Below are 20,154 nucleotides of genomic sequence, written 5' to 3'. Positions count from 1 at the left end.
AGGTCCTCACTGTCTTAGGGCTTCACGGTCACGGTCAGGGCGCCCAGTTCGCTTGCGCCCTTGGCCGAAGAGGTCGCGGCTGCTTTCGGTGGCCACTGGAATGGCGCGCGCAGCACTTCGACGCCGCCGACTTCACGGGCCGCCTCGACCACCAGGTTGTATTGTCCGGCCGGCAGGTTCCCCAGCGGCGCTGCGCCGCCCTTGAACACCACCTGATGCTTGCCCGGCGCACGGGTTGCGGCGCTGACCCCGTCTGCGGGCAGGGTCATGGCGCGGCCCGCCTTGCGCCACCACTGGCGCATGTCCTTCAGCCACTTCTGGCCTTCCTGGTTCTTCAGCTTGACGTCGTACCAGACCGCCAGGGTCTTCACGGCGGTCTTGTCCGGGGTCTCGACCCAGATCGCCACATAGGGGCGATGATACTCGGCCACCGTCAGGCGCGGGATTTCCAGCCCGACCTGCAGGTCGGCGGCCAGGGCCGGGCCGGCCATCAGGCCCGAGGCGGCGGCTGTATAGATCGGCAGACGGCGCATGCGCACTCCGGTCAGTGGATGAAGATGAGGGCGAGGATCAGCGGAACGGCCAGGCCCAGCCCGACCAGCGGCCAGGTGATCTTCCGGCCATGCGCGTGCAGTTGCAGCAGGATGAGGCCCGTCACGCAGAACACCACGCAACCCACGGCGAAGATGTCGATGAACAGGCTCCAGGCCAGGCCGGTATTGCGGCCCTTGTGCAGGTCGTTGAGATAGGCCAGCGCCCCGCGATTGGTGTTCTCGTGCGCCACCTCGCCGGTCGCCGCATCGAAGGTCACCCAGCCGTCACCGCCGGGCCGGGGCAGGGCGACATAGGCCTCATCGTCGCTCCACTCGATCGGCGCGCCCTTGGGCGCGCGGACGTCCATCTCCTTGGCCAGCCAGGCGCGGATCGGCTCGGGCAGCGCGCGTTGCGAGGTCTGGGCCGTCTTGGCGGCGGCGATCAACGGCTCAGGCATTTGGCCCCGGCGTTCGACGGTCTTCGGGCTCGCCTCGATGGCGCCCGCATGGTTCAGGGTGATCCCGGTCACCGCGAACAGCAGCATCCCGATCAGGCAGACGGCCGCGCTGATCCAGTGCCACTTGAGCATCAGGCGCAGGAAGCCGGCGCGGCGCTGGGCCTTGCGCTTGGCCTGGGCCTTGGCCTCATCGACCGCAGGCTTGCCCCCGGCGAGCTCGGTAACCGCCAACTCTTCGTCCCCTGCCAACGCTGATATCAATTCGCACTAGCAAGCGTTGTGGTTGGGCGCAAGTTAGTTGAGAGTGGTTCGCATTTTTAGGTGTCGTGACTTATCCCCCGCCGATCACCATGTCCCAACCTCAACCAGGGAAATGAGGGACGACGATGAACGACACGGCGGCGAAACAGGCGCCTCGGGACATCTGGCTCGTGGCTGGCAAGCGGACGCCCTTCGCGCGGGTGAACGGGGCGCTCGCCCGCTACGACGCGCTCGAGCTGTCCGTGCCCGTGGTGAGGGCGATGCTGGCGGACGGCGTCAGGCCTGACCTCGCCATATGGGGCGCCGTGGTTCCGACCCTGATGTGGAGCAACATCGCCCGCGAGGTGCTGCTGGACGCCGGCGCGGATGCTTCGATCCCGGCCTTTTCGACGGTCATGGCCTGTTCCACCAGCATGGCGGCGGCCTTCCAGGCGGCGGGCATGCTGGATGATCGCGGCCGCAGTCTCGCCCTGGTCGGCGGCGCCGAGAGCATGAGCCGGGTGCAGGTCGGCCTGACCCCCGCGCTTTCGGATGACCTGCGTGCGGTCATGGCCGCCAAGGGCTTGAAAGCGCAGTTGGCGGCGATCGCCGCCACCAAGCCCTCCGACATCCGCCTGCACATTCCCCGCGTCGCCAACCGCGTGACCGGCAAGAGCATGGGCGAGCACACCGAGGAGATGGCCAAGGGCTGGTCGATCAGCCGCGCCGAGCAGGACGAACTGGCGCTGGCCAGCCATATGCGCGCCGACGCCGCCTGGAAGGCCGGGTTCTTCGACGATCTGGTCTTGCGGATGCCCGATATCGGCCGCGACACCACCGTGCGCGGCGACACCAGCCTGGAGAAGCTCGCCAAGCTCCAGCCGTCCTTCGACCGCACGAGCGGCAAGGGAACGCTGACCGCAGGCAATTCCAGCCCGCTCACCGACGGCGCCGCCGGCCTGTGGGTCGCCACGGAGGCGGGCCTGGGCCGGCTGCCGGCCGAACTGCCGCGAGCCCGCCTCGTCGACTACGAGATCAACGCCATCGACCTGCGCAGCGAGTATCTGCTGATGGCGCCGGCCTATGGCATTCCGCGCCTGCTGGCCCGCCATGGCCTGACCTATGAGGACATCGGCCTCTGGGAGATCCACGAGGCCTTCACCGCCCAGGTGGCCACCCACATCAAGGCGTTGCAGGACGACGGCTTCCTTCGCGAGAAGGCCGGCGTCACCGCGAACCTCGGCCGATTCCCGGTCGAGCGGATGAACCCCAACGGCGGCTCAACCGCCCTGGGCCATCCGTTCGGCGCCACCGGCGCCCGGATCCTCTCGCAGGCGATCAAGGAACTGGCCGCAATGCCCGCGGGGACCTGGGCGGTGGTCTCGATCTGCGCCGACGGCGGCCAGGGAACGATGGCGCTGCTGCGGAACGATTGAGCTCTAGAGGTGGGTCGTCTTCGTCTTGCCCACGCCGAAGCGGATGAACGGGCGGGGGCGGTCGGGAGCGTCCAGCCGCGCCACCGCCTCGCCGATCACCATCCGGGTGACGGCGGGAAGGGGCAGGGCGATGGCCTCGTCGAAGTCGACCCAGGCCACCTCTTCCAGCTCGCCGCAGTCCGGCTGGCGTTCCAGGCTGGTCAGGCGCTCGGCGTCGGCCATCAGGAACCAGGTGTCGAAGCGCTTGGCCAGCATCGGCGGGGTCACCGCCCGGGCCACGATCTCCAGAGCCTCCAGGTCCGGGGCGACCCCTTGTTCCAGGAACTCCCGCCAGGGCCCGACCGCCGGACGCGAGGGCGCCGGCTTGGCCAGCAGCAGCCCGGCCTCCTCGAAAGTCTCGCGCACGGCGGTCAGGGCCAGGGCCCGCCCGCGATTCATCGGGATGTGGCTTTCGAACCGGGCCGCCACGTCCGGCTTCAGGTCGGTGGCGAACGGCGCGCGGAAGTCGCTGCGGTCGATCCGCCCGCCCGGAAACACCCAGAGGTTCGGCATGAAGTCATGCCCGCTGTTGCGCTTGCCCATCAGCACCTGCGGCTTGGCGCGGTCGCGGCGGACGATGATCAGTGTGGCGGCGTTGCGCGGCCGGACGGCGCGGGTCCCAGGAACCCTCATCCGCCCACCCTCGGGCGGACGTTTGTTTTCGACGGTGCTCATGAAACAACTGTATGAGCCTCAGCGAGTCATGGAAACGACCAACGTTGCGTGAATCCGCATCGCAAGAGAGTTCGATGATCAGGCGCCTCAAGGCGATCCGCGAACGGCTGGAAACCAGGACCCTCGTCGCCCTGCTGGCGTTGGCCGGGGTTCCCTGGCTCTTCCTCAGCATCGCCGACGAGGTTTCCGAAGGTGAGACCCAAGCCCTGGACCGCCGCCTGCTCCTGGCTATGCGCGCGCCGGGCGATCCCTCCGACCCCATCGGCCCGCGCGGGTTCGAGGAGGCGGTGCGCGATATCACCGCCCTGGGCGGCTTCACCGTCCTGACCATCGTGACCGTCGCTGCGACCCTGCTGTTGATCTTCAAGCGCCGGCGGCTGGAGGCCCTGGTCTTCGCCGGGACGGTCCTCCTGGCGCAGTTTTCGAACTCGTTCCTGAAGGCTTTCTACGAGAGGCCGCGCCCCGAGCTCGTGACCCATGGCAGCTACGTCTACACCCACAGCTTCCCGTCGGGGCACGCCGCCATGGCCGCGGTGGTGTTCCTCGTGCTGGCCACGGTTTTCGCCAGCGTCGAGACCCGGCGGCGGACCAAGGCGCTGATCTACGGGCTGGCGGTGGCGATGGTCGTCGCCGTGGGGCTCAGCCGCATCTATCTCGGCGTCCATTGGCCGACCGACGTGCTCGGCGGCTGGTGCCTGGGGACAAGCTGGGCCATCGCCGCCTGGATCGTCCTCGCCTTCGCCCGGCGAAGGCTCCCGCCGGAGGTCGGATGACGCGGTTGTGTCCGGGCTAAGCCGTCATTTTCAGTTGATATGAAGCTTCGCCGCCGCATGTTCGGAGCTGGCTCGACCACCCCAGTTCCAGACCGCGGAGGCCCATGCCCCATCACACGCCGCTGATCGCCACCATCGTCGCCGGCCTTGTGGTCGCCTTCTTCTTCGGCGCGCTCGCCCAGCGCCTGCGGCTCTCGCCCCTGGTGGGATACCTGCTGGCCGGCGTGCTGGTCGGCCCGTTCACGCCCGGCTACGTCGCCGATCAGCGGATGGCCAACGAACTGGCCGAGATCGGCGTCATTCTGCTGATGTTCGGGGTGGGGCTGCATTTCTCGCTGAAGGACCTGCTGGCCGTCCGGCGCATCGCCGTGCCCGGGGCCCTCGCCCAGATGGCGGCGGCGACGCTCCTGGGCATCGGCCTGGCCTTGCTGCTCGGCTGGCCGCTGATCTCGGGCCTGGTCTTCGGCCTGGCCCTGTCGGTCGCCTCCACGGTGGTCCTGCTCCGGGCGTTGCAGGAAAAGCGCATCGTCCAGACCGAGCGCGGCAAGATCGCCATCGGCTGGCTGATCGTCGAGGACCTGGCCATGGTCCTGGCGCTCGTGCTCCTGCCGCCCCTGGCCGAGGCCGCGAAAGCAGGCGCTGGCGCGGTTAATCCGCTGGTCGCCTGGGGGGCGCCCCTTGGCATCACCTTCCTGAAGGTCGGCGCATTTGTCGCCTTCATGCTGCTGATCGCCCGCCGCGCCGTCCCCTGGATGCTGCACTATGTGGCCCACACCGGCTCGCGTGAGCTCTTCCGCCTGGCGGTCTTCGCCATCGCCCTGGGCGTGGCCTTCGGCGCGGCCACCCTGTTCGGGGTCTCCTTCGCGCTGGGCGCCTTCTTCGCCGGCATGATCCTGGCCGATTCCGAACTCAGCCATCGCGCGGCCGAGGAGACCTTGCCCCTGCGCGACGCCTTCGCCGTGCTGTTCTTCGTCTCGGTGGGGATGCTGTTCAACCCGTTCGTGGTGCTGGCCCATCCGCTCACCGTCCTGGCGGTGCTGGCCATCGTCATCTTCGGCAAGTCGCTGGCCGCCTATGCGATCCTCAAGCTCTTCCGGCGCTCGAACGTCACCGCGCTGACCGTCGCCGCGAGCCTCGCCCAGATCGGCGAGTTCTCCTTCATCCTCGCCGGCCTCGGGGTCGAGCTGGAGATACTGCCCCGCGAAGGGCGCGACCTGATCCTGGCCGTGGCGATCATCTCGATCATGCTCAATCCCCTGGTCTTCGCCCTCGCGACCCGATCCTGGGGCGTTCCTGCGCCGGAGCCGGCCGCCGTGCCCACGCCCGAGCCCGCCAACGACCTCGTCGCCACGACGCTCTCGGGCCACACCATCCTCGTCGGCTACGGCCGGGTGGGGCGAGCGCTCGCCGCCGGCATGCAGGCCAAGGGCTCGCCCTTCGTCCTCGTCGAGATGGAGCGGGAGTTCGGCGAACAGGCAGCCGAGCGCGGCTATGAGGTCGTCATCGGCTCGGCCGCGGACAGCGCCGTGCTCGAGGCCGCCGGCGTCGCCCGGGCCGCGCGGCTGTTCGTGGCCGTGGCCGACGGCTTCGAGGGCGGCATCGTGGTCGACAAGGCGCGCAAGGCCAATCCGGCCCTGGAGATCGTCGCCCGCGCCCACTCCGACGCCGAGGCCGAGCACCTCACCGCCCACGGCGCGAACCGGGTCGTCATGGGCGAGGCCGAGATCGCACGTGGCATGCTGGACCTCCCACCCGCCCCGGCGCCTTCGCAGGCCGAGGCGATGCTGCAGAGCCCCGCCGCTCCCGTGATGCCCGCCGCCGAGCCGACCGGCCTGATCCTCGCCGACGCCGAACGCGGCGTGCTCGCGGCCATGCGCGGCTTCGACCTCTGGCCGGGGGAGGCGATCTCCTGGGCCGCGGTGGAGGAGGCGGCGATCCTCCGTGGCTTCGATGAGGAGGGCGTGCGCCGAGCGCTCGCCTCCCTGCGCGCCAAGGACTGCGTGCGCGACCTCGACGCCCAGCGCATCACCTTGACCCGAACCGGCTTCCTGGCGGCCTGAGGGTCTCAGTCTTCCTCGTGCGGCCTGGCCAGGAAGCTCAGGCCCAGCACTGCCGCGGCTGCGACGAACACCGCCGGAGTCATGGAGGCGAACACCTCGCCCGGGCCCAACCCCGCCTGCCGGAACTGACCGGCGACCAGAGGCCCCGCGATGGAGCCGAATCTCCCCACCGCCACCGCCGAACCCGCCCCGAACGCCCGCACCTGCGGCGGATAGAGCACGGGCGCCAGGGCATAGAGCGCATACTGCGCGCCCAGCACCATGAACCCGGTCACTCCGGCCAGCGCCAGGATCGGTCCGCGCCCTTGCGCCGCCGCCAGGGCCAGCATTCCCGCCGCCAGCAGCAGGTAGGTCGCCGTCAGCGGCCAGCGGAATCCCACTCGATCGACCAGGAAGCCGACGAAGAGGGCGCCGACGATGCTGGTCAGGTTGAAGGAAAGTGAGGCCATCGCCCCATCGGCCGCGCTCAGGCCCTTCTCGACCACCAGTGTCGGCAGCCAGTTCAGCATCAGGTAGAGCACCGCCAGGGTCAGCATCACCACCAGCCAGAGCATCAGGCTCGCCGGACCGCGGCCCTCGCCGAACAGCGCAAATCCGACCCGTCGATCCGCCGCCGGATCATGCTGGGGCCGGGTTTCCGGCAGTACGAAGAAGATCACCGGCACGAGCAACAGCGGCAGCAGGCCGCCGAGATAGAAGATCGCCCGCCAGTCCAACGCCTCGCCGGCCATGCCGGCGATCAGCGCCACCGCCGATCCGCCGGCCGGCATGCCGCAGAACATGGTGGTCACCGCCGCGGCCCGCCGCCTTGGCGGGCTGATCTCGGTGGCGATGGCGATCAGGTTGGGCATGGCCCCGCCAAAGCCCAGGCCCGTCGCCAGCCGCGCCAGCACCAGGGCGTCGTAACTCGGGCTCAGCGCCGTGATCGCCGAGAAGACCCCGAACATGGTCGTGGAGACCAGCAGCACCGGCTTGCGGCCGATCCGGTCGGCCAGCCAGCCGCCGATGAATGCCCCGATCACCAACCCCAGCATGGCGACGCTCGCAGCCCAGCCCATCTGCCCGGCGTTCAGCGAGAGTTCGGCCACGATCTTTGGCGCGGCCACCCCAAAGGCCTGGATGTCGTAGCCCTCCAGCGCCGCCACGGCGAAACAGATCGCCACCACGACGGCCGGGCTCGTCCTGCCCGTCGCCTTTCCCAAAGCCATGCCGTCCGCCCCCGATCACCGCAAAGGACGATGCTTACCCGCGGACTCCGGTTACGCCAACCAAGGCGGCTAGCCGCGGGCTTTCAGGAGAGCGTGTTCTTGTAGATCACCCCGTCCTTCATGATCAGGGCCAGGCTCTGCTCGGGCCGGGCGAGCAACGAGATGTCCTGCAAGGGGCTTCCGTTCACCACCAGCAGGTCGGCCCACGCCCCATCCTCGATCGTTCCCAGCTTTCCAGGGTAGGGATTTCGAGGCCCCGACAGCGCCATCAGCTCCCCGTTCACTGAGGTCGCCATGCGCAGGATGTCGGCCGGCTCGTACCAGCGGGTCAGGTGGGTCAGCATCAGGCCCTGGCGGCGGGTCATCTCGGCGGAGAACAGGATGTCGGTCCCGAACGCGGTCTTGATCCTGTGGGCCTTGGCCAGCTCATAGAGCCGGTTTGTGCCGCCGATCACCTGCAACAGGTTGGTATGGCTCTGGCCGGTCAGCGGCAGGGAGTCTTCCTCGCTGACGAACGGCTGCGTGCTGAGCCAGATTCCGTTGTCGGCCATCAGTCTGGCGGTCGCCTCGTCCATCAGGTGGCCGTGCTCGATGCACTGGGCGCCGGCCGCCATGGCCCGCCGGATCACCGGCGACGGATAGGCGTGGACCGTTGCATAGGTGTTGCGGTCCTTGGTCGCCTCGATGGCGGCGCGAAGTTCGGCCTCGCTGAAGGTCAGCATGTCCAGGGTGGTGCGGGGGGAGGAGACGCCGCCCCCGCCTACCAGCTTGATCTGCGAGGCGCCCTGCATGAACTGCTCGCGCACCCGCAGCCGGATTTCGTCGGCGCTGTCGGCGATGGCGATCCCGCCGGTCTTTTCCGCCTGGCTCACCGGGCCGCCGGGCGATCTCGGAATATCCGACAGTGGCCGCAGGTCGCCGTGGCCGCCGCTCGTGGTGATCATCGGGCCGCTGGGATAGATGCGCGGGCCTTTCGCCGCCCCGGCGTCGATCGCGTGCTTCAGGACGAAGGAGGGGCCTCCGAGGTCGCGGATCGTGGTGAAGCCCCGCATCAGGGTCTGCTCGGCCTCGCCCTTGGCGGAAGCCAGGATGTCTTCGATGCTGGCCTGCAGCAGCGTCTCGACCGACATGGCCGCGAACATGGTGTGCCAGTGGGCGTCGATCAGACCCGGCATCAGCACCCGGCCGCCGCAGTCGATCGTCTTCGCCCCGCCGGGCGCCGAGGTCTCTCCGCCGCCCAGCTTCAACCGGCCATCCTGGATCAGCAGCCGCACCCCGCCGCGCAGCGCCGCGCCCTTGCCGTCGAACAGTTGGAAGTTCGTCAGCACCACCGGAGGCGTGGAGGCCGGAGCCGCCAGCCCCGACCCTGGCCGTCCCACGGCGAAGGCCGCAGACACGGCTCCGGCGCCTGCTAGCATCCCGCGTCGCGACAGGGCCTGTGTGATCTGCGCCGAGGCCAGTTGCAGGCCTGGGCTGCAACACCGGCACGAAGGGCAAGCGTTCGGCTCGTCGGCCGGCGTACAGGAAAGCATGGGGCATCCCCCTGTTCCTGCCGGGCCTGGACGTAGCCCGGCCAAGCGCTCCCCGCCTAATGCAGCGGTCGGTTGCGCGCGATGATCTTCAGGACGATCAGCAGCATGCCCACGGCGGCGATCGCCAGTCCGACAAGCGTAAGGTTGTGAGCGCCGTTGAAAACGCCCACCAGGGTGAGCGCCAAACCGATGACCAGGAGCAGCAATCCCACGAGATACTTGGTGAGCAAGACGTTCGCACTGGGGCGCGTATCGGCCATGCTGAACTCCTCGTCCCTGATGTATCCTCAGGTTGCGGAACGGTGTTACGGTCGCGAAGGTTCCATTCGCTTAGCGCCGCTTGCCCCGTTTCGGCGCCGCCGCGCGGCCGGCGCCGCCGCCGCGCTTGGGTCCGGAGAAGCCGCCGCCGCGGGCCCGCATCCCCAGCCGCGGACGCGGCGCGTTGGGATCGGCCGGCAGGGGATCGCTCAGGATGTCGAACAGCAGGCCGCCGGTGATTGGCGTCGCCTCCTTCAGCTCCACCTGCACCCGCAGGCCCAGCGGCCAGCGCCGGCCCGTGCGCTCGCCCACCAGGGCGTGAGCCTTGTCATCGTGGATGAAGAACTCCCCGCCCAGGCTGGAGGCAGGCACGAGGCCGTCGGCCCCGGTCTCGTCCAGGCGGATGAAGAGGCCGAACCTGGTCACCCCTGTGATCCGCCCGGCGAACTCCGCGCCCACCCGGTCGGCCAGGAAGGCGGCGACATAGCGGTCGGTGGCGTCGCGCTCGGCGGCCATGGAGCGCCGCTCGGCATAGGTGATCCGCTCGGAGGTGTCCTTCATCTGGGCGATGTCGCGGTCGGTCAGGCCGTCTTCGCCCAAGCCCAGGGCCCGGATCAGCGCCCGGTGCACGATCAGGTCGGCATAGCGCCGGATCGGCGAGGTGAAGTGCGCATAGCGGTCGAGGTTCAGCCCGAAGTGGCCGATGTTCTCGGTCGCATAGACCGCCTGCATCTGGGTCCGCAGCACAACCTCGTTGACGATCTCGGCGTGCGGGCCTTCGCGGGTCTGGTCGAGCAGGCCGTTGAAGCGCTCGGTCCGCGGCGCCTCGCCCTTGTTCCAGGCGATTCCCAGGGTCTGGAGGAACTCGGCCAGGGACTGCACCTTCTCCTGGGTCGGCGCGTCGTGGATCCGGTAGATCAGCGGGCTCTTCTTCTGCTCCAGGGTCTCGGCGGCGCAGACATTGGCCTGGACCATCATTTCCTCGATCAGCCGGTGCGCTTCCAGCGAGGCCCGCGGCGTGATCGAGGTGACCTCGCCCTCGGCGTTGAGCACGATCTTCCGCTCCTGACTCTGGATCGCCAGCGGCGAGCGCGCGCGGCGGCCCTTCATCATGGTCTCGTAGGCCGCCCACAGCGGCTTGAGGATCGGCTCCAGAAGCGGATTGGTGTGGTCGTCCGGGAAGCCGTCGATGGCCCGCTGGGCCTGCTCGTAGGAGAGCTTGGCGGCGGACCGCATCAGGCCACGGACGAATTTGTGCGAGCGCTTGCGCCCGTTCCTGTCGAACACCATCCGCACCGCCAGGCAGGCGCGGTTCTCGCCCTGGCGCAGCGAGCAGAGCCCCGCCGACAGGCGCTCAGGCAGCATCGGTTCCACCCGGTCGGGGAAGTAGGTGGAATTGCCCTTGTCCCGGGCTTCGCGGTCCAGGGCCGAGCCCGGGCGCACATAGGCGGCCACGTCGGCGATCGCGACCCAGACGATCCAGCCGCCCTCGTTCTTGGGGTCGGTGTCCGGCTCGGCATAGACCGCGTCGTCGTGGTCGCGGGCGTCCGGGGGATCGATGGTGACCAGTGGGACCTCGCGCAGGTCCTCGCGGCCCTTCAGGGTCGGAGGCTCGGCGGCTTCGGCCTCGGCTTCCGCCGCCTGGCTGAAGCCGGTCGGGATGCCATGGCTGTAGATCGCGATCAGCGAGGCCGCACGCGGCTGGTCCTCGCGGCCGACGACTTCGAGCACCTTGCCGCGCTTGGGGCCGTATCGGGCCTCGAGGGTGACCTGGGCCAGGACCAGGTCGCCGTCGTGCAGATCGACCGCGTCCGCCGGCAGCAGCGACAGGCTCTCCTTGGAGCGTCTATCGACAGGCTCGACGCGAACCTGCCGATTGGCTCTACGAATCACACCAAGGATGCGGTGGGCGCTCTGGCCCAGCCGCTTGATCATCCGCGCTTCGGTCTCGCCGTTCTCCAGCGTCTCGAACCGCACCAGCAGCCGGTCGCCCAGGCCCGGCGCGCCGCCGGTCGCCTCGCGGCGGTCGGGGGCCAGCCGCACCACCGGCGCGTCCTCGCCCTTGGTCAGCTTGACCAGCAGGTCGCCGTCCGGGTCGCGCTCGACCACGTCCACGACGCCGACCGGGGGCAGGGCGCCTGCTTCGGAGAATCCCTTGCGGCCGCGCTTGCCCAGCGCGCCCTCGGCCTCGAGCGCTTTCAGCATGTCGCGCAGGGCGCGGCGGTCATTGCCCTTGAGCCCGAAGGCCTTGGCCATGTCCGCCTTGTCGGTCTCGCCCGCCTCGCGGATGAATTTCAGCAGTGTCTCGCGGTCGGGCAGGCCCTGGGGGACCCTGACGGACTTCGAGGTGAACCGGGCGGATTTCGGTATGCGCGCTTTGGCCATCCCTGCCTTGTAGCGCAGGAATCACGCGGCGGTGGCGGGGATTTGCGTCCCCGCCTTACTCGTCGTCGTCCCAGGGCGCGGGGCCGCCCGCGGGCGCCGGTTCGGCCTTGGCCGTCTTCTTGGCGGCGGGCTTCTTCGCAGCCGGCTTCTTGGCCGCGGGCGACTTGGCCGCCGCCTTCTTGGCGGGCGCCTTCTCGGCCTTCGGCTTGGCGGCCGCCTTGGCCTTGGTCGCCTTCTTCTTGCCGCCGCCCTTGGCCTCGCGTTCGGCGATCAGCAGCACCGCCTCTTCGAGGGTGATTTCCTGCGGATCCTTGCCTTTTGGAATGTTGGCGTTTGTGGAGCCGTGTTTGATGTAGGGGCCATAGCGACCCGACAGCACCTTCACCGGCGCGCCGTCGGCCGGGTGCGCGCCCAAGTCCTTGAGCGCCGTGGCTTCCGTGCGCCCGCGACCGCCGCCGGCCCGCTTCTCGGCCAGCAGGGCGACCGCCCGATTCAGCCCGACCTCGAAGACTTCGTCCGCATTCGGCAGGTTCGCATAGACACCTTTGTGGAGGACAAAGGGCCCAAACCTGCCGATACCGGCCGTAATCGGCTCTCCATCTTCCGGATGAAGACCCACTTCGCGGGGCAATCTGAGCAGCCTCAGCGCCTTCTCCAGGTCCATGGCGCCGGCCGACCAGCCCTTGGGCAGGCTGGAGCGTTTGGGCTTCTCGCCCTCGCCGAGCTGGACGTAGGGGCCAAAGCGCCCGGCCTTGAGGAAGACCGTCTCGCCGGTGACCGGATCGACGCCGAGTTCGCGGTCGCCGTTTTCCTGCGCCGCCTCGTCGTCCGACTGGGCGAGCTGGCGGGTGAAACGGCACTCCGGATAGTTCGAGCAGCCGATGAAAGCCCCGAATTTTCCGGTCTTTAGCGACAGGCGGCCGGTGCCGCAGGTCGGGCAGGCGCGCGGGTCCGAGCCGTCTTCCTTGGCCGGGAAGATGTGCGGGCCGAGCGCCTCGTTCAGGGCGTCCAGGACGTTGGTGACGCGCAGTTCGGCGATCTCGCCGACCGCGGCGTGGAAGTCCTGCCAGAACTCGCGGAGCAGGGCCTTCCAGTCCATATCCCCGGCCGACACCAGGTCGAGCTTCTCCTCCAGCGCCGCGGTGAAGTCGTACTCCACGTAGCGCGAGAAGAATTGTTCAAGAAAAGCAGTGACTAAGCGCCCCTTGTCCTCGGGGACGAAGCGGTTCTTGTCCATGCGGACATACTCGCGGTCCCGCAGCACCGTGAGGATCGAAGCGTAGGTGGAGGGCCGGCCTATGCCCAATTCCTCCATCTTCTTAACCAGGCTGGCTTCGGAATAGCGCGGCGGCGGCTCGGTGAAGTGCTGGTCGGCCCGGGCTGCTACCACGCGGCCGTCGGCGCCCTCGCGCACCGGCGGCAGGCGCCCGCCTTCCTCGTCGTCCGCGTCGTCGCGGCCTTCCTCGTAGACCGCGAGGTAGCCATCGAAGAGCACCACCTGGCCGGTGGCGCGCAGGCCGGTCTTGCCGTCGGCGCTGTCGAGCTCGATGGTCGTCCGCTCGATCCGCGCAGCCTCCATCTGCGAGGCGATCATCCGCTTCCAGATCAGCTCGTAGAGCCGGCCGAGGTCGCTATCCAGGCGCAGGGAGCCGGGGTTGCGGGTCAAGCTGGTCGGCCGGATCGCCTCGTGGGCCTCCTGGGCGTTCTTGGCCTTGGTCTTGTAAATCCGGGCGCTCTCGGGGACGTATTCCTTGCCGTAGACGTTGCCGATCACCTTGCGTGCTTCATCCAGCGCCTCGGGCGCAGCCTGCACCCCATCGGTCCGCATGTAGGTGATCAGGCCGACCGTCTCGCCGCCGATGTCGACGCCTTCGTACAGCTTCTGCGCGGCCTGCATGGTCCGCTGCGCCGAGAAGCCAAGCTTGCGGGCGGCCTCCTGCTGCAGGGTCGAGGTGGTGAAGGGCGGGGGCGGGGAGCGCCGGCCCGGCTTCTTCTCGACGGCGGCGACCTTGAAGCTCGCACTCTCGACCGCGGCCTTGGCGGCGTTGGCGCTGGCCTCGTTCCCCAGGTCGAACTTCGAGAGCCGCTTGCCCTCGTGTTTGACCATCCGGGCCAGGAACGGCTCGGCGCCGGCCGAGACGTCGGCCTCGACGGTCCAGTACTCCTGGGTCTTGAAGCGCTCGATCTCGATCTCGCGGTCGACCACCAGACGCAGGGCCACCGACTGCACGCGGCCTGCCGAGCGCGAGCCCGGCAGCTTGCGCCAGAGCACCGGCGAAAGGGTGAACCCGACCAGGTAGTCCAGGGCGCGGCGGGCCAGATAGGCCTCGACCAGCTCCATGTCGATGGCCCGCGGCGACTTCATCGCCTCGGTCACGGCTGACTTGGTGATGGCGTTGAACACCACCCGCTCGACCTTCTTGTCCTTGAGGACCTTCTTCTTCTGCAGGACCTCCAGCACGTGCCAGGAGATCGCCTCGCCCTCACGGTCGGGGTCGGTGGCCAGAATGATGCGGTCGGACTTCTTGGCCGCCTCGGCGATGTCGCTCAGCCGCTTGGCGGCCTTGGCGTCGACGTCCCAGGACATGGCGAAGTCCTCGTCGGGCTTCACCGATCCGTCCTTGGCCGGAAGATCGCGCACATGCCCGTACGAGGCCAGGACCGTATAGTCCGAGCCGAGGTACTTGTTGATGGTCTTGGCCTTTGCCGGGCTCTCGACGACGAGGAGGTTCATGGGCGCTCTATGTGGGGCGTCGTGGACGGATCGCCCAGAAATCAAGGGCGCGAAAGTTGCGGGCGGGGCCCGGGCGCTGTCAACTAGGCTCGTCAGGCCAGCGCCACAAGGCCCCCGGGAAGCAATTCGGCGCGGCCGGCCAGGGCGAGTTCGGTCAGCGCGGCCAGGACAACCGGCGCCGGCGCGCCTGCGGCGCGCACCAGTTCGTCCCGAGAAACCGGCGTTGGCGACAGCAGGGCGGCGACCTTTTCACGCACGCCGTCGATGGCCGCGTCGGACACCGGAGCCGGCGCGAACGGACATTCAGGCTCGCGCAGGCCGCGGACGCCCTCCAGCGCCCGCAGGACGTCATCAACGCCTTCGCACAGCGCTGCGCCCTGGCGGATCAGGTCGTTGGTACCGCGGGCGCGCGGATCGAGCGGGGAACCTGGGACCGCCAGCACTTCACGGCCCTGTTCGGCGGCAAGCCTTGCGGTGATCAGCGAGCCCGACCGGAGTTCGGCCTCGACCACCACGACCGCCCGGGAAAGGCCCGAGATGATCCGGTTGCGACGGGGGAAGTCCTTGGCCGTGGCCGTGCGGCCTGGGGCGCTTTCGGAGACGACGCAGCCCTCTTCGACGAGGCGTTCGTAGAGGCTCCGATGCTCGCTCGGATAAATGTCGTCGATCCCGCCGCCGAGCACGGCGACGGTTCCGGTCGGCAACGCGCCCTCGTGGGCCGCGCCGTCGATGCCGCGCGCCATGCCGGAGACAATGACGAAGCCTTGTGCGCCGAGGTCCGAGGCCAGGCCGCGGGCGAACCTCTGGCCGCCGGCCGAGGCGATCCGCGCCCCGACCAAGGCGACGCTAGGACGATTGAGCAGGGAGACGTCGCCGCGAGCCCAGATCGCCGGCGGCGGCGGGTCGAGCGCCGCGAGCGCGGCCGGGTACGCGGCGTCACAGGAAAGGAGCAGACGAGCGCCCAGCGCGGCGCCGGCCTCCAATTCGCGCCGCACGTCGTCGTGCGATGGGATGCCCAGCGGAGAGACGCGACCGCCGCGCCGAGTAAGGTCGGGAATCGCCGCGAGCGCCAGCGAGGCCTCGCCATAGCGGGCGATGAGCTGGGCGAAGGTGACGGGGCCTACGTTCTCCGTTCGCGCCAGGCGCAGCCAGTCGCGGCGGGCGGCGTCGGTGAGCTGGCGGATCACGCGGCTTCTTTTTTCTTTCCGATCCTAGGCTCCTGGCCCTTCAGCAGCCGGGAGATGTTCTCCTTGTGCCGGATGTAGATCAGCACGGCCATGAAGGCGGCCATCAGCGCGATTGGATAGGGGCGGCCCAGCAGGATCACGTAGATCGGCGCCAGGATCGCAGCCGCTAGCGCGGCGAGGGACGAGATTCGGAAGACCAGGGCCATGAGGATCCAGGTTGCGCCCGCCGCCATGCCCACCGGCCAGGCGGCCGCCAGCAAGGTCCCGAAGAAGGTCGCCACGCCCTTGCCGCCTTTGAACTTCAGCCAGACCGGGAAGAGATGGCCCAGGAAGGCCGCGCCGCCCGCGAGCGAGGTGAGGCTGGCCTGAGCCTGGACGCCGCCGCCGCGGGTCAGCAGCCAGGCGATGAACACCGCCACCGCGCCCTTGCCGCCGTCGCCCAGCAGGGTGATCAGAGCCAGATCCTTGCGGCCGGTGCGCAGAACGTTGGTCGCGCCGATGTTGCCCGAGCCGATCGAGCGCACGTCGCCGGCGCCGCCTAGGCGCGTGGCGATCACTCCGAACGGGATCGAGCCGAGCAGGTAGCCGCCCACCACGGCGGCGGCGATCAGGACAGGGCTGAGCGAGTCGGCCGGCATATTTTCCCCCCAGGTCTGGCCAGAGTCCTAGCGTCCGCATCGGCCGCCGTCATCCGTCGCCATAGGCCGATGCTCAACGCGAGGCCCCGTCGAAGGCCTGGATCGGCACGCTCTTGACGTCGAAATCCTTCAAGGTCCTGGCGTTGACCGCATACATGCCCGGCCCGTGACCAAAGGTCGAAACCCCGCAGGTCGAGCAGAACTGGTGGGCGATCTTGTGGGTGTTGAATCGGTATTCGCTGAGCGCGGATTCGTCGGTCGTCAGCCGGAAATCCGCCTCGGGCACGAACCACAACAGATAGCCCTTGGGTTTGCAGATCGAACAGTTGCATTCGACCAACTGGGTGATTTCCCCATCGGCCTCGAACGCCACCGCGCCGCACTGGCAGCCACCATGATAGGTCATGTCGGTTCTCGCTTTGTTCGCGACTACCTATAGGCGCTCCGAGATCGGCGTTCAATCTCGGACTGGCTGACGCGTCAGGCCTGGTAGACGGTCCGACCGTCGATCAGCGTCATCTTCACCTCGCCGAACAGCCGACGGCCGTCGAACGGAGAGTTGTGAGATTTGGACTTCAGCTTGTCGAGATCGATCACGATCGGCGCATTCAGGTCGCACAGCACCAGGTCGGCCGGCGCGCCCTTGGCCAGCTTGCCGGCCGGCAGGCCAAGCAACTCGGCGGGACGGCTGGTCACCGTCCGCATCAGGTCGATGAGCGGGATCTGGTCCTGGAAGGCGAGCAAGGCCGGCAGAAGGGTCTGCAGGCCGACCGCGCCGGGCGCGGCCTCGTCATAGGGCAAGCGCTTGTCCTCGGCCGGCGCCGGACAGTGGGCTGAGACCACGATGTCGATGAGGCCGGAGGCGAGCGCGTCGATCGTCGCCTGACGGTCGTCCTCGCCGCGCACCGGCGGGTCGAACTTCAGGAACGTGCGATAGTCGCCGATATCCACCTCGTTGAACGAGAGGTGGTTGATCGAGGTGGTGGCGGAGACCGGCAGGCCCTTGTCCTTGCCACGCTTCAGGCTCTCCAGGGCGCAGGCGGTGGTCACCTGGTCCACGAGGAACGGCGCGCCGGTGAGCTCCACGAGCGCCAGGTCGCGCTCCAGCATGATCTTCTCTGCGATCGGCGGAACGCTGGGCAGGCCCATGCGGCCGGCGAACTCGCCGGCGGTGGCCGCGGCGCCGGTCGAGAGCCAGGGATCGGCGGGGCGATGAGCCACCAGGACGCCGAAGCTCTTGGCGTAGGCCAGCACCCGCTGGAGCACCTTGGAATTGACGATCGGGCGGTCGGCGTCGGTGACGTAGACGCAGCCGGCCTCGCGCATCAGGCCGATCTCGGCCATTCGCTCGCCCTGCGCCCCCTTGGTGGCCGCGCCGGCCGGATAGACGTGGACCAACTCGATGTCGCGCGTGCGACGCAGGATGAAGTCCACGACCGAGGCCTCATCCACGACCGGGTTCGTGTCCGGTTGCAGGACGATGGAGGTCACCCCGCCGGCGGCCGCGGCCAGGCTGGCCGACTTCAGGGTCTCCTTGGTCTCCGCGCCGGGCTCGCCGGTCTTGACCCGCAGGTCCACGAGGCCGGGCGCGAGCATCGCGCCGCCGGCGTCGATCACCTCGATATCGGCGGCGAGCGCACCGAGGTCGCCGCCCTGGACGACGTCGGCGATCTTGCCGTCGCGGACCAGCAGGGCGCCGGGACCGTCCCAGCCGCTGGCGGGATCGACGAGGCGGGCGTTGACGAAGGCGGTCGCGCGTTGGGTCATAGTTCGGGGCGTCCGATCCATTTCTCGACGATGGGGGGGACGTAGGCGGCCAGGGCGTCCAACACCTGGCCCGCGTCCTCGCGGAAGATCACCATGTCGCGGTGAGGCGCGCGCAGGAACGCTTCGCCCACCGAGTGATCGAGGAAATTGCGCAGGCCGTCGTAATAGCCGCGTACGTTCAGAAAGGCGGCCGGTTTGGCGTGGAAGCCCAGCTGGCCCCAGGTCCAGATCTCGAAGATCTCTTCCAGCGTGCCGACGCCGCCGGGCAGGGCGACGAAGCCGTCGGACAGTTCGGCCATTCGCGCCTTGCGCTCGTGCATGGAGCCGACGACTTCCAGCCTGGTGAGGCCGTGGTGACCGATCTCCTTGTCGGCCAGGGCGTGGGGCATGACGCCGATCACCTCCCCGCCGGAGGCCATGGCCGCGTCGGCCAGAGCGCCCATCAGCCCGACCTTCGCGCCGCCATAGACCAGCCGCAAGCCCCGCTCGGCGATGGCGCGTCCCATGGCGCGGGCGGCCGCGGCATAGGCAGGATCCGCCCCCGGGCTGGACCCGCAGAACACGCACACCGAGGCGATGGCGTTCATCAGTCGTTGTCCAACCGCGCGGCGAGCGACGTCAGCACGGCCATACGCGCGGCCACGCCCATCTCCACCTGATCCTGGATCAGCGAGACGGCCAGGTCGTCGGCGACCTCGGAGTCGATCTCGACGCCCCGGTTCATCGGGCCTGGGTGCATGACGCGGACATGCGGCGCAGCGTGGGCCAGCTTCTCGCGGTCCAGGCCGTAGAAGCGGAAGTATTCACGTTTCGACGGGGCCATCACCCCGTCCATGCGTTCGAGCTGGAGGCGCAGCATCATGACCACGTCGCAGCCTTCGATGCCCTTGCGCATGTCGTGATAGACGGCCGAGCCCCAACGGTCGGCCTGGGTCGGCATCAGGGTCGGCGGCCCGACCAAACGCACCTCCGCCCCCATCATCTGCAGGAGGCCGACGTTCGAACGGGCCACGCGGCTGTGCAGGATGTCGCCGCAGATGGCGATCTTCAGCCCCGCGATGCGGCCGAAGGCCCGGCGCAGGGAGAGCATGTCGAGCAGGGCCTGGGTCGGGTGCTCGTGCTGGCCGTCGCCCGCATTGACCACCGAGCAGGTGACCTTCTGAGAAAGCAGCGAAGCCGCCCCCGACGACGAGTGCCGCACCACCAGCAGGTCCGGTTGCATGGCGTTGAGGGTGACGGCCGTGTCGATCAGGGTCTCGCCCTTGGAGATCGAGGAGGACCGCGGGCTCATATTCACGACGTCGGCGCCCAGCCGCTTGCCGGCCAGTTCGAAGGAGCTCTGGGTCCGGGTCGAGTTCTCGAAGAAGAGATTCATCAGCGTTCGACCCTTGAGCAGATCGAGCTTCTTCGAATGTTGGCGGTTCAGGACGACGAAACTGTCGGCCAGGTCCAGCAGGCCGGCGACTTCCACGGGGTTGAGATCCACCACCGATAGGAAGTGGCGCTTCGGGAAAGGGAAGGTCCGGCCGAGGACCTCGTTGAGGGGTGCTGCGCTCATTAAAGCCGCCTCATAGAGCGCGTTCCGCAAAAGTGGAACCCGGTTTTGCGGTCAGAACGCGCTCTAACATTAGGGAAATAGAGCCTTTTTCAACGGGCCAGATGATTTTCATCTGGCCCTAAAAGGCTCTAGGCGAGGGAGGGAAGGGCGCCAAGCGCGACGGCTCATTCGCCCACAGTCCGGAGGCGATCGAGCGCCCCCTGCAGGATCCAGGCTGCGGCCATCTTGTCCACCAGTTCGGCGCGACGGTTGCGGGTGACGTCGGCCTCGTCGATCAGCAGGCGGTTAACCGCCATGGTCGACATCCGTTCGTCCCAGAAGGCGATCGGCAACTCGCGCAGGCGCAGGAGATTGCGCGCGAAGGCGCGGTTCGACTGGCAGCGCGCGCCCTCGGTTCCGTCCATATTGACCGGCAGGCCGATGACCACCGCGCCGATTTGCCGCTCGTCGATCAGGGCGAACAGGCGGTTCGCTTCGGCCGTGAACTTGGTCTTGCGGATCAGCTCCAGCGGCGAGGCCACCATGCGAGTCACGTCGGAGACGGCGACGCCGATGGTCTTTTCCCCGAGATCCAGCCCGATCAGGGCCGAATAGCGGGGTAAAAGGGCGGGAAGATCGGTCAGTTCGACAACGGCCATGCCGCTTCTTAGCGGTCATCGCTTGTCAAAGGGAG

At 68.7% G+C, this 20,154-nt stretch carries 18 protein-coding genes; 3 read left to right on the top strand and 15 right to left on the bottom strand.

Annotation, left to right across the window (positions count from 1 at the left end):
- Positions 1-14 precede the first annotated feature (14 nt).
- Entirely contained in the window at positions 15-533 is a 519-nt protein-coding gene (locus tag ABID41_RS14430) for a DUF2271 domain-containing protein (protein ID WP_331931332.1), read from the bottom strand.
- A gap of 11 nt (positions 534-544) precedes the next feature.
- Positions 545-1,222, bottom strand: a complete 678-nt coding sequence (locus ABID41_RS14425; protein ID WP_331931334.1) for a PepSY-associated TM helix domain-containing protein — start codon at positions 1,220-1,222, stop codon at positions 545-547.
- A 155-nt stretch (positions 1,223-1,377) separates the two neighbouring features.
- Here ABID41_RS14425 and ABID41_RS14420 point away from each other — a divergent pair, with 155 nt between their 5' ends.
- Entirely contained in the window at positions 1,378-2,667 is a 1,290-nt protein-coding gene (locus tag ABID41_RS14420) for an acetyl-CoA C-acyltransferase (RefSeq protein WP_331931336.1), read from the top strand.
- Between the two features lie 3 nt (positions 2,668-2,670).
- Here the strand turns inward: ABID41_RS14420 and ABID41_RS14415 are convergent, their stop codons facing one another.
- The gene (locus ABID41_RS14415; RefSeq protein WP_331931338.1) at positions 2,671-3,339 is read right to left on the bottom strand and encodes an NUDIX hydrolase; all 669 of its coding nucleotides are present in this window, start codon (positions 3,337-3,339) and stop codon (positions 2,671-2,673) included.
- A 116-nt stretch (positions 3,340-3,455) separates the two neighbouring features.
- Between ABID41_RS14415 and ABID41_RS14410 the strand changes: the two genes are divergently transcribed.
- Positions 3,456-4,154: a phosphatase PAP2 family protein gene (locus tag ABID41_RS14410; RefSeq protein ID WP_331931340.1), complete on the top strand. Its 699-nt coding sequence runs from the start codon at positions 3,456-3,458 to the stop codon at positions 4,152-4,154.
- Positions 4,155-4,258: 104 nt separating this feature from the next.
- Positions 4,259-6,214: a YbaL family putative K(+) efflux transporter gene (gene ybaL, locus ABID41_RS14405; RefSeq protein WP_354297899.1), complete on the top strand. Its 1,956-nt coding sequence runs from the start codon at positions 4,259-4,261 to the stop codon at positions 6,212-6,214.
- Between the two features lie 5 nt (positions 6,215-6,219).
- On the opposite strand, the gene ABID41_RS14400 is transcribed toward ybaL, so the two are convergent.
- The 12 genes from ABID41_RS14400 to ruvX all read right to left on the bottom strand — a co-directional run bounded on the left by ABID41_RS14400 (position 6,220) and on the right by ruvX (position 20,119).
- Positions 6,220-7,422: an MFS transporter gene (locus ABID41_RS14400; RefSeq protein ID WP_331928915.1), complete on the bottom strand. Its 1,203-nt coding sequence runs from the start codon at positions 7,420-7,422 to the stop codon at positions 6,220-6,222.
- An 83-nt stretch (positions 7,423-7,505) separates the two neighbouring features.
- Positions 7,506-8,819, bottom strand: a complete 1,314-nt coding sequence (locus tag ABID41_RS14395; protein WP_331928914.1) for a metal-dependent hydrolase family protein — start codon at positions 8,817-8,819, stop codon at positions 7,506-7,508.
- Between the two features lie 191 nt (positions 8,820-9,010).
- Complete coding sequence (locus ABID41_RS14390; protein WP_331928912.1) at positions 9,011-9,214, bottom strand: hypothetical protein; 204 nt, start codon at positions 9,212-9,214, stop codon at positions 9,011-9,013.
- 70 nt (positions 9,215-9,284) lie between these two features.
- Complete coding sequence (rnr, locus tag ABID41_RS14385) at positions 9,285-11,597, bottom strand: ribonuclease R (RefSeq protein ID WP_354297898.1); 2,313 nt, start codon at positions 11,595-11,597, stop codon at positions 9,285-9,287.
- Positions 11,598-11,652: 55 nt separating this feature from the next.
- A complete protein-coding gene (topA, locus tag ABID41_RS14380; RefSeq protein ID WP_354297897.1) occupies positions 11,653-14,331 on the bottom strand; it encodes a type I DNA topoisomerase in 2,679 nt (892 codons plus the stop codon).
- Positions 14,332-14,423: 92 nt separating this feature from the next.
- On the bottom strand, positions 14,424-15,518 hold the full coding sequence (gene dprA, locus ABID41_RS14375) for a DNA-processing protein DprA (RefSeq protein WP_354297896.1): 1,095 nt from the start codon (positions 15,516-15,518) through the stop codon (positions 14,424-14,426).
- The gene (gene plsY, locus ABID41_RS14370) at positions 15,515-16,156 is read right to left on the bottom strand and encodes a glycerol-3-phosphate 1-O-acyltransferase PlsY (RefSeq protein ID WP_331929289.1); all 642 of its coding nucleotides are present in this window, start codon (positions 16,154-16,156) and stop codon (positions 15,515-15,517) included. Before plsY ends, dprA begins: the two co-directional genes overlap by 4 nt.
- Before the next feature lie 73 nt (positions 16,157-16,229).
- Positions 16,230-16,562, bottom strand: a complete 333-nt coding sequence (locus ABID41_RS14365; RefSeq protein ID WP_331929287.1) for a GFA family protein — start codon at positions 16,560-16,562, stop codon at positions 16,230-16,232.
- A 74-nt stretch (positions 16,563-16,636) separates the two neighbouring features.
- Complete coding sequence (gene pyrC, locus ABID41_RS14360) at positions 16,637-17,923, bottom strand: dihydroorotase (RefSeq protein WP_331929285.1); 1,287 nt, start codon at positions 17,921-17,923, stop codon at positions 16,637-16,639.
- Positions 17,920-18,510, bottom strand: a complete 591-nt coding sequence (locus ABID41_RS14355) for an LOG family protein (protein WP_331929283.1) — start codon at positions 18,508-18,510, stop codon at positions 17,920-17,922. The genes pyrC and ABID41_RS14355 overlap by 4 nt, the downstream gene beginning before the upstream one ends.
- Positions 18,510-19,481 carry an aspartate carbamoyltransferase catalytic subunit gene (locus tag ABID41_RS14350; RefSeq protein ID WP_331929281.1) on the bottom strand — a complete coding sequence of 324 codons (972 nt, stop codon included), beginning with the start codon at positions 19,479-19,481 and terminating at the stop codon, positions 18,510-18,512. Before ABID41_RS14350 ends, ABID41_RS14355 begins: the two co-directional genes overlap by 1 nt.
- A 164-nt stretch (positions 19,482-19,645) precedes the next feature.
- Positions 19,646-20,119, bottom strand: a complete 474-nt coding sequence (gene ruvX, locus ABID41_RS14345) for a Holliday junction resolvase RuvX (protein WP_331929279.1) — start codon at positions 20,117-20,119, stop codon at positions 19,646-19,648.
- Positions 20,120-20,154 lie beyond the last annotated feature (35 nt).

Source organism: Phenylobacterium koreense (genome assembly GCF_040545335.1).
Lineage (GTDB): Bacteria > Pseudomonadota > Alphaproteobacteria > Caulobacterales > Caulobacteraceae > Phenylobacterium > Phenylobacterium koreense.
This window is presented reverse-complemented; position numbering and strand designations above follow the sequence as displayed.

Bases quoted from the DNA above. Each gene is read 5' to 3' on its own strand.
- ruvX (WP_331929279.1), bottom strand. From the start codon at position 20,119: ATGGCCGTTGTCGAACTGACCGATCTTCCCGCCCTTTTACCCCGCTAT.
- ABID41_RS14430 (WP_331931332.1), bottom strand. From the start codon at position 533: ATGCGCCGTCTGCCGATCTATACAGCCGCCGCCTCGGGCCTGATGGCC.
- ABID41_RS14420 (WP_331931336.1), top strand. From the start codon at position 1,378: ATGAACGACACGGCGGCGAAACAGGCGCCTCGGGACATCTGGCTCGTG.
- plsY (WP_331929289.1), bottom strand. From the start codon at position 16,156: ATGCCGGCCGACTCGCTCAGCCCTGTCCTGATCGCCGCCGCCGTGGTG.
- rnr (WP_354297898.1), bottom strand. From the start codon at position 11,597: ATGGCCAAAGCGCGCATACCGAAATCCGCCCGGTTCACCTCGAAGTCC.
- ybaL (WP_354297899.1), top strand. From the start codon at position 4,259: ATGCCCCATCACACGCCGCTGATCGCCACCATCGTCGCCGGCCTTGTG.
- ABID41_RS14415 (WP_331931338.1), bottom strand. From the start codon at position 3,339: ATGAGGGTTCCTGGGACCCGCGCCGTCCGGCCGCGCAACGCCGCCACA.
- ABID41_RS14410 (WP_331931340.1), top strand. From the start codon at position 3,456: ATGATCAGGCGCCTCAAGGCGATCCGCGAACGGCTGGAAACCAGGACC.
- ABID41_RS14355 (WP_331929283.1), bottom strand. From the start codon at position 18,510: ATGAACGCCATCGCCTCGGTGTGCGTGTTCTGCGGGTCCAGCCCGGGG.
- pyrC (WP_331929285.1), bottom strand. From the start codon at position 17,923: ATGACCCAACGCGCGACCGCCTTCGTCAACGCCCGCCTCGTCGATCCC.
- topA (WP_354297897.1), bottom strand. From the start codon at position 14,331: ATGAACCTCCTCGTCGTCGAGAGCCCGGCAAAGGCCAAGACCATCAAC.
- ABID41_RS14400 (WP_331928915.1), bottom strand. From the start codon at position 7,422: ATGGCTTTGGGAAAGGCGACGGGCAGGACGAGCCCGGCCGTCGTGGTG.
- ABID41_RS14365 (WP_331929287.1), bottom strand. From the start codon at position 16,562: ATGACCTATCATGGTGGCTGCCAGTGCGGCGCGGTGGCGTTCGAGGCC.
- ABID41_RS14390 (WP_331928912.1), bottom strand. From the start codon at position 9,214: ATGGCCGATACGCGCCCCAGTGCGAACGTCTTGCTCACCAAGTATCTC.
- ABID41_RS14350 (WP_331929281.1), bottom strand. From the start codon at position 19,481: ATGAGCGCAGCACCCCTCAACGAGGTCCTCGGCCGGACCTTCCCTTTC.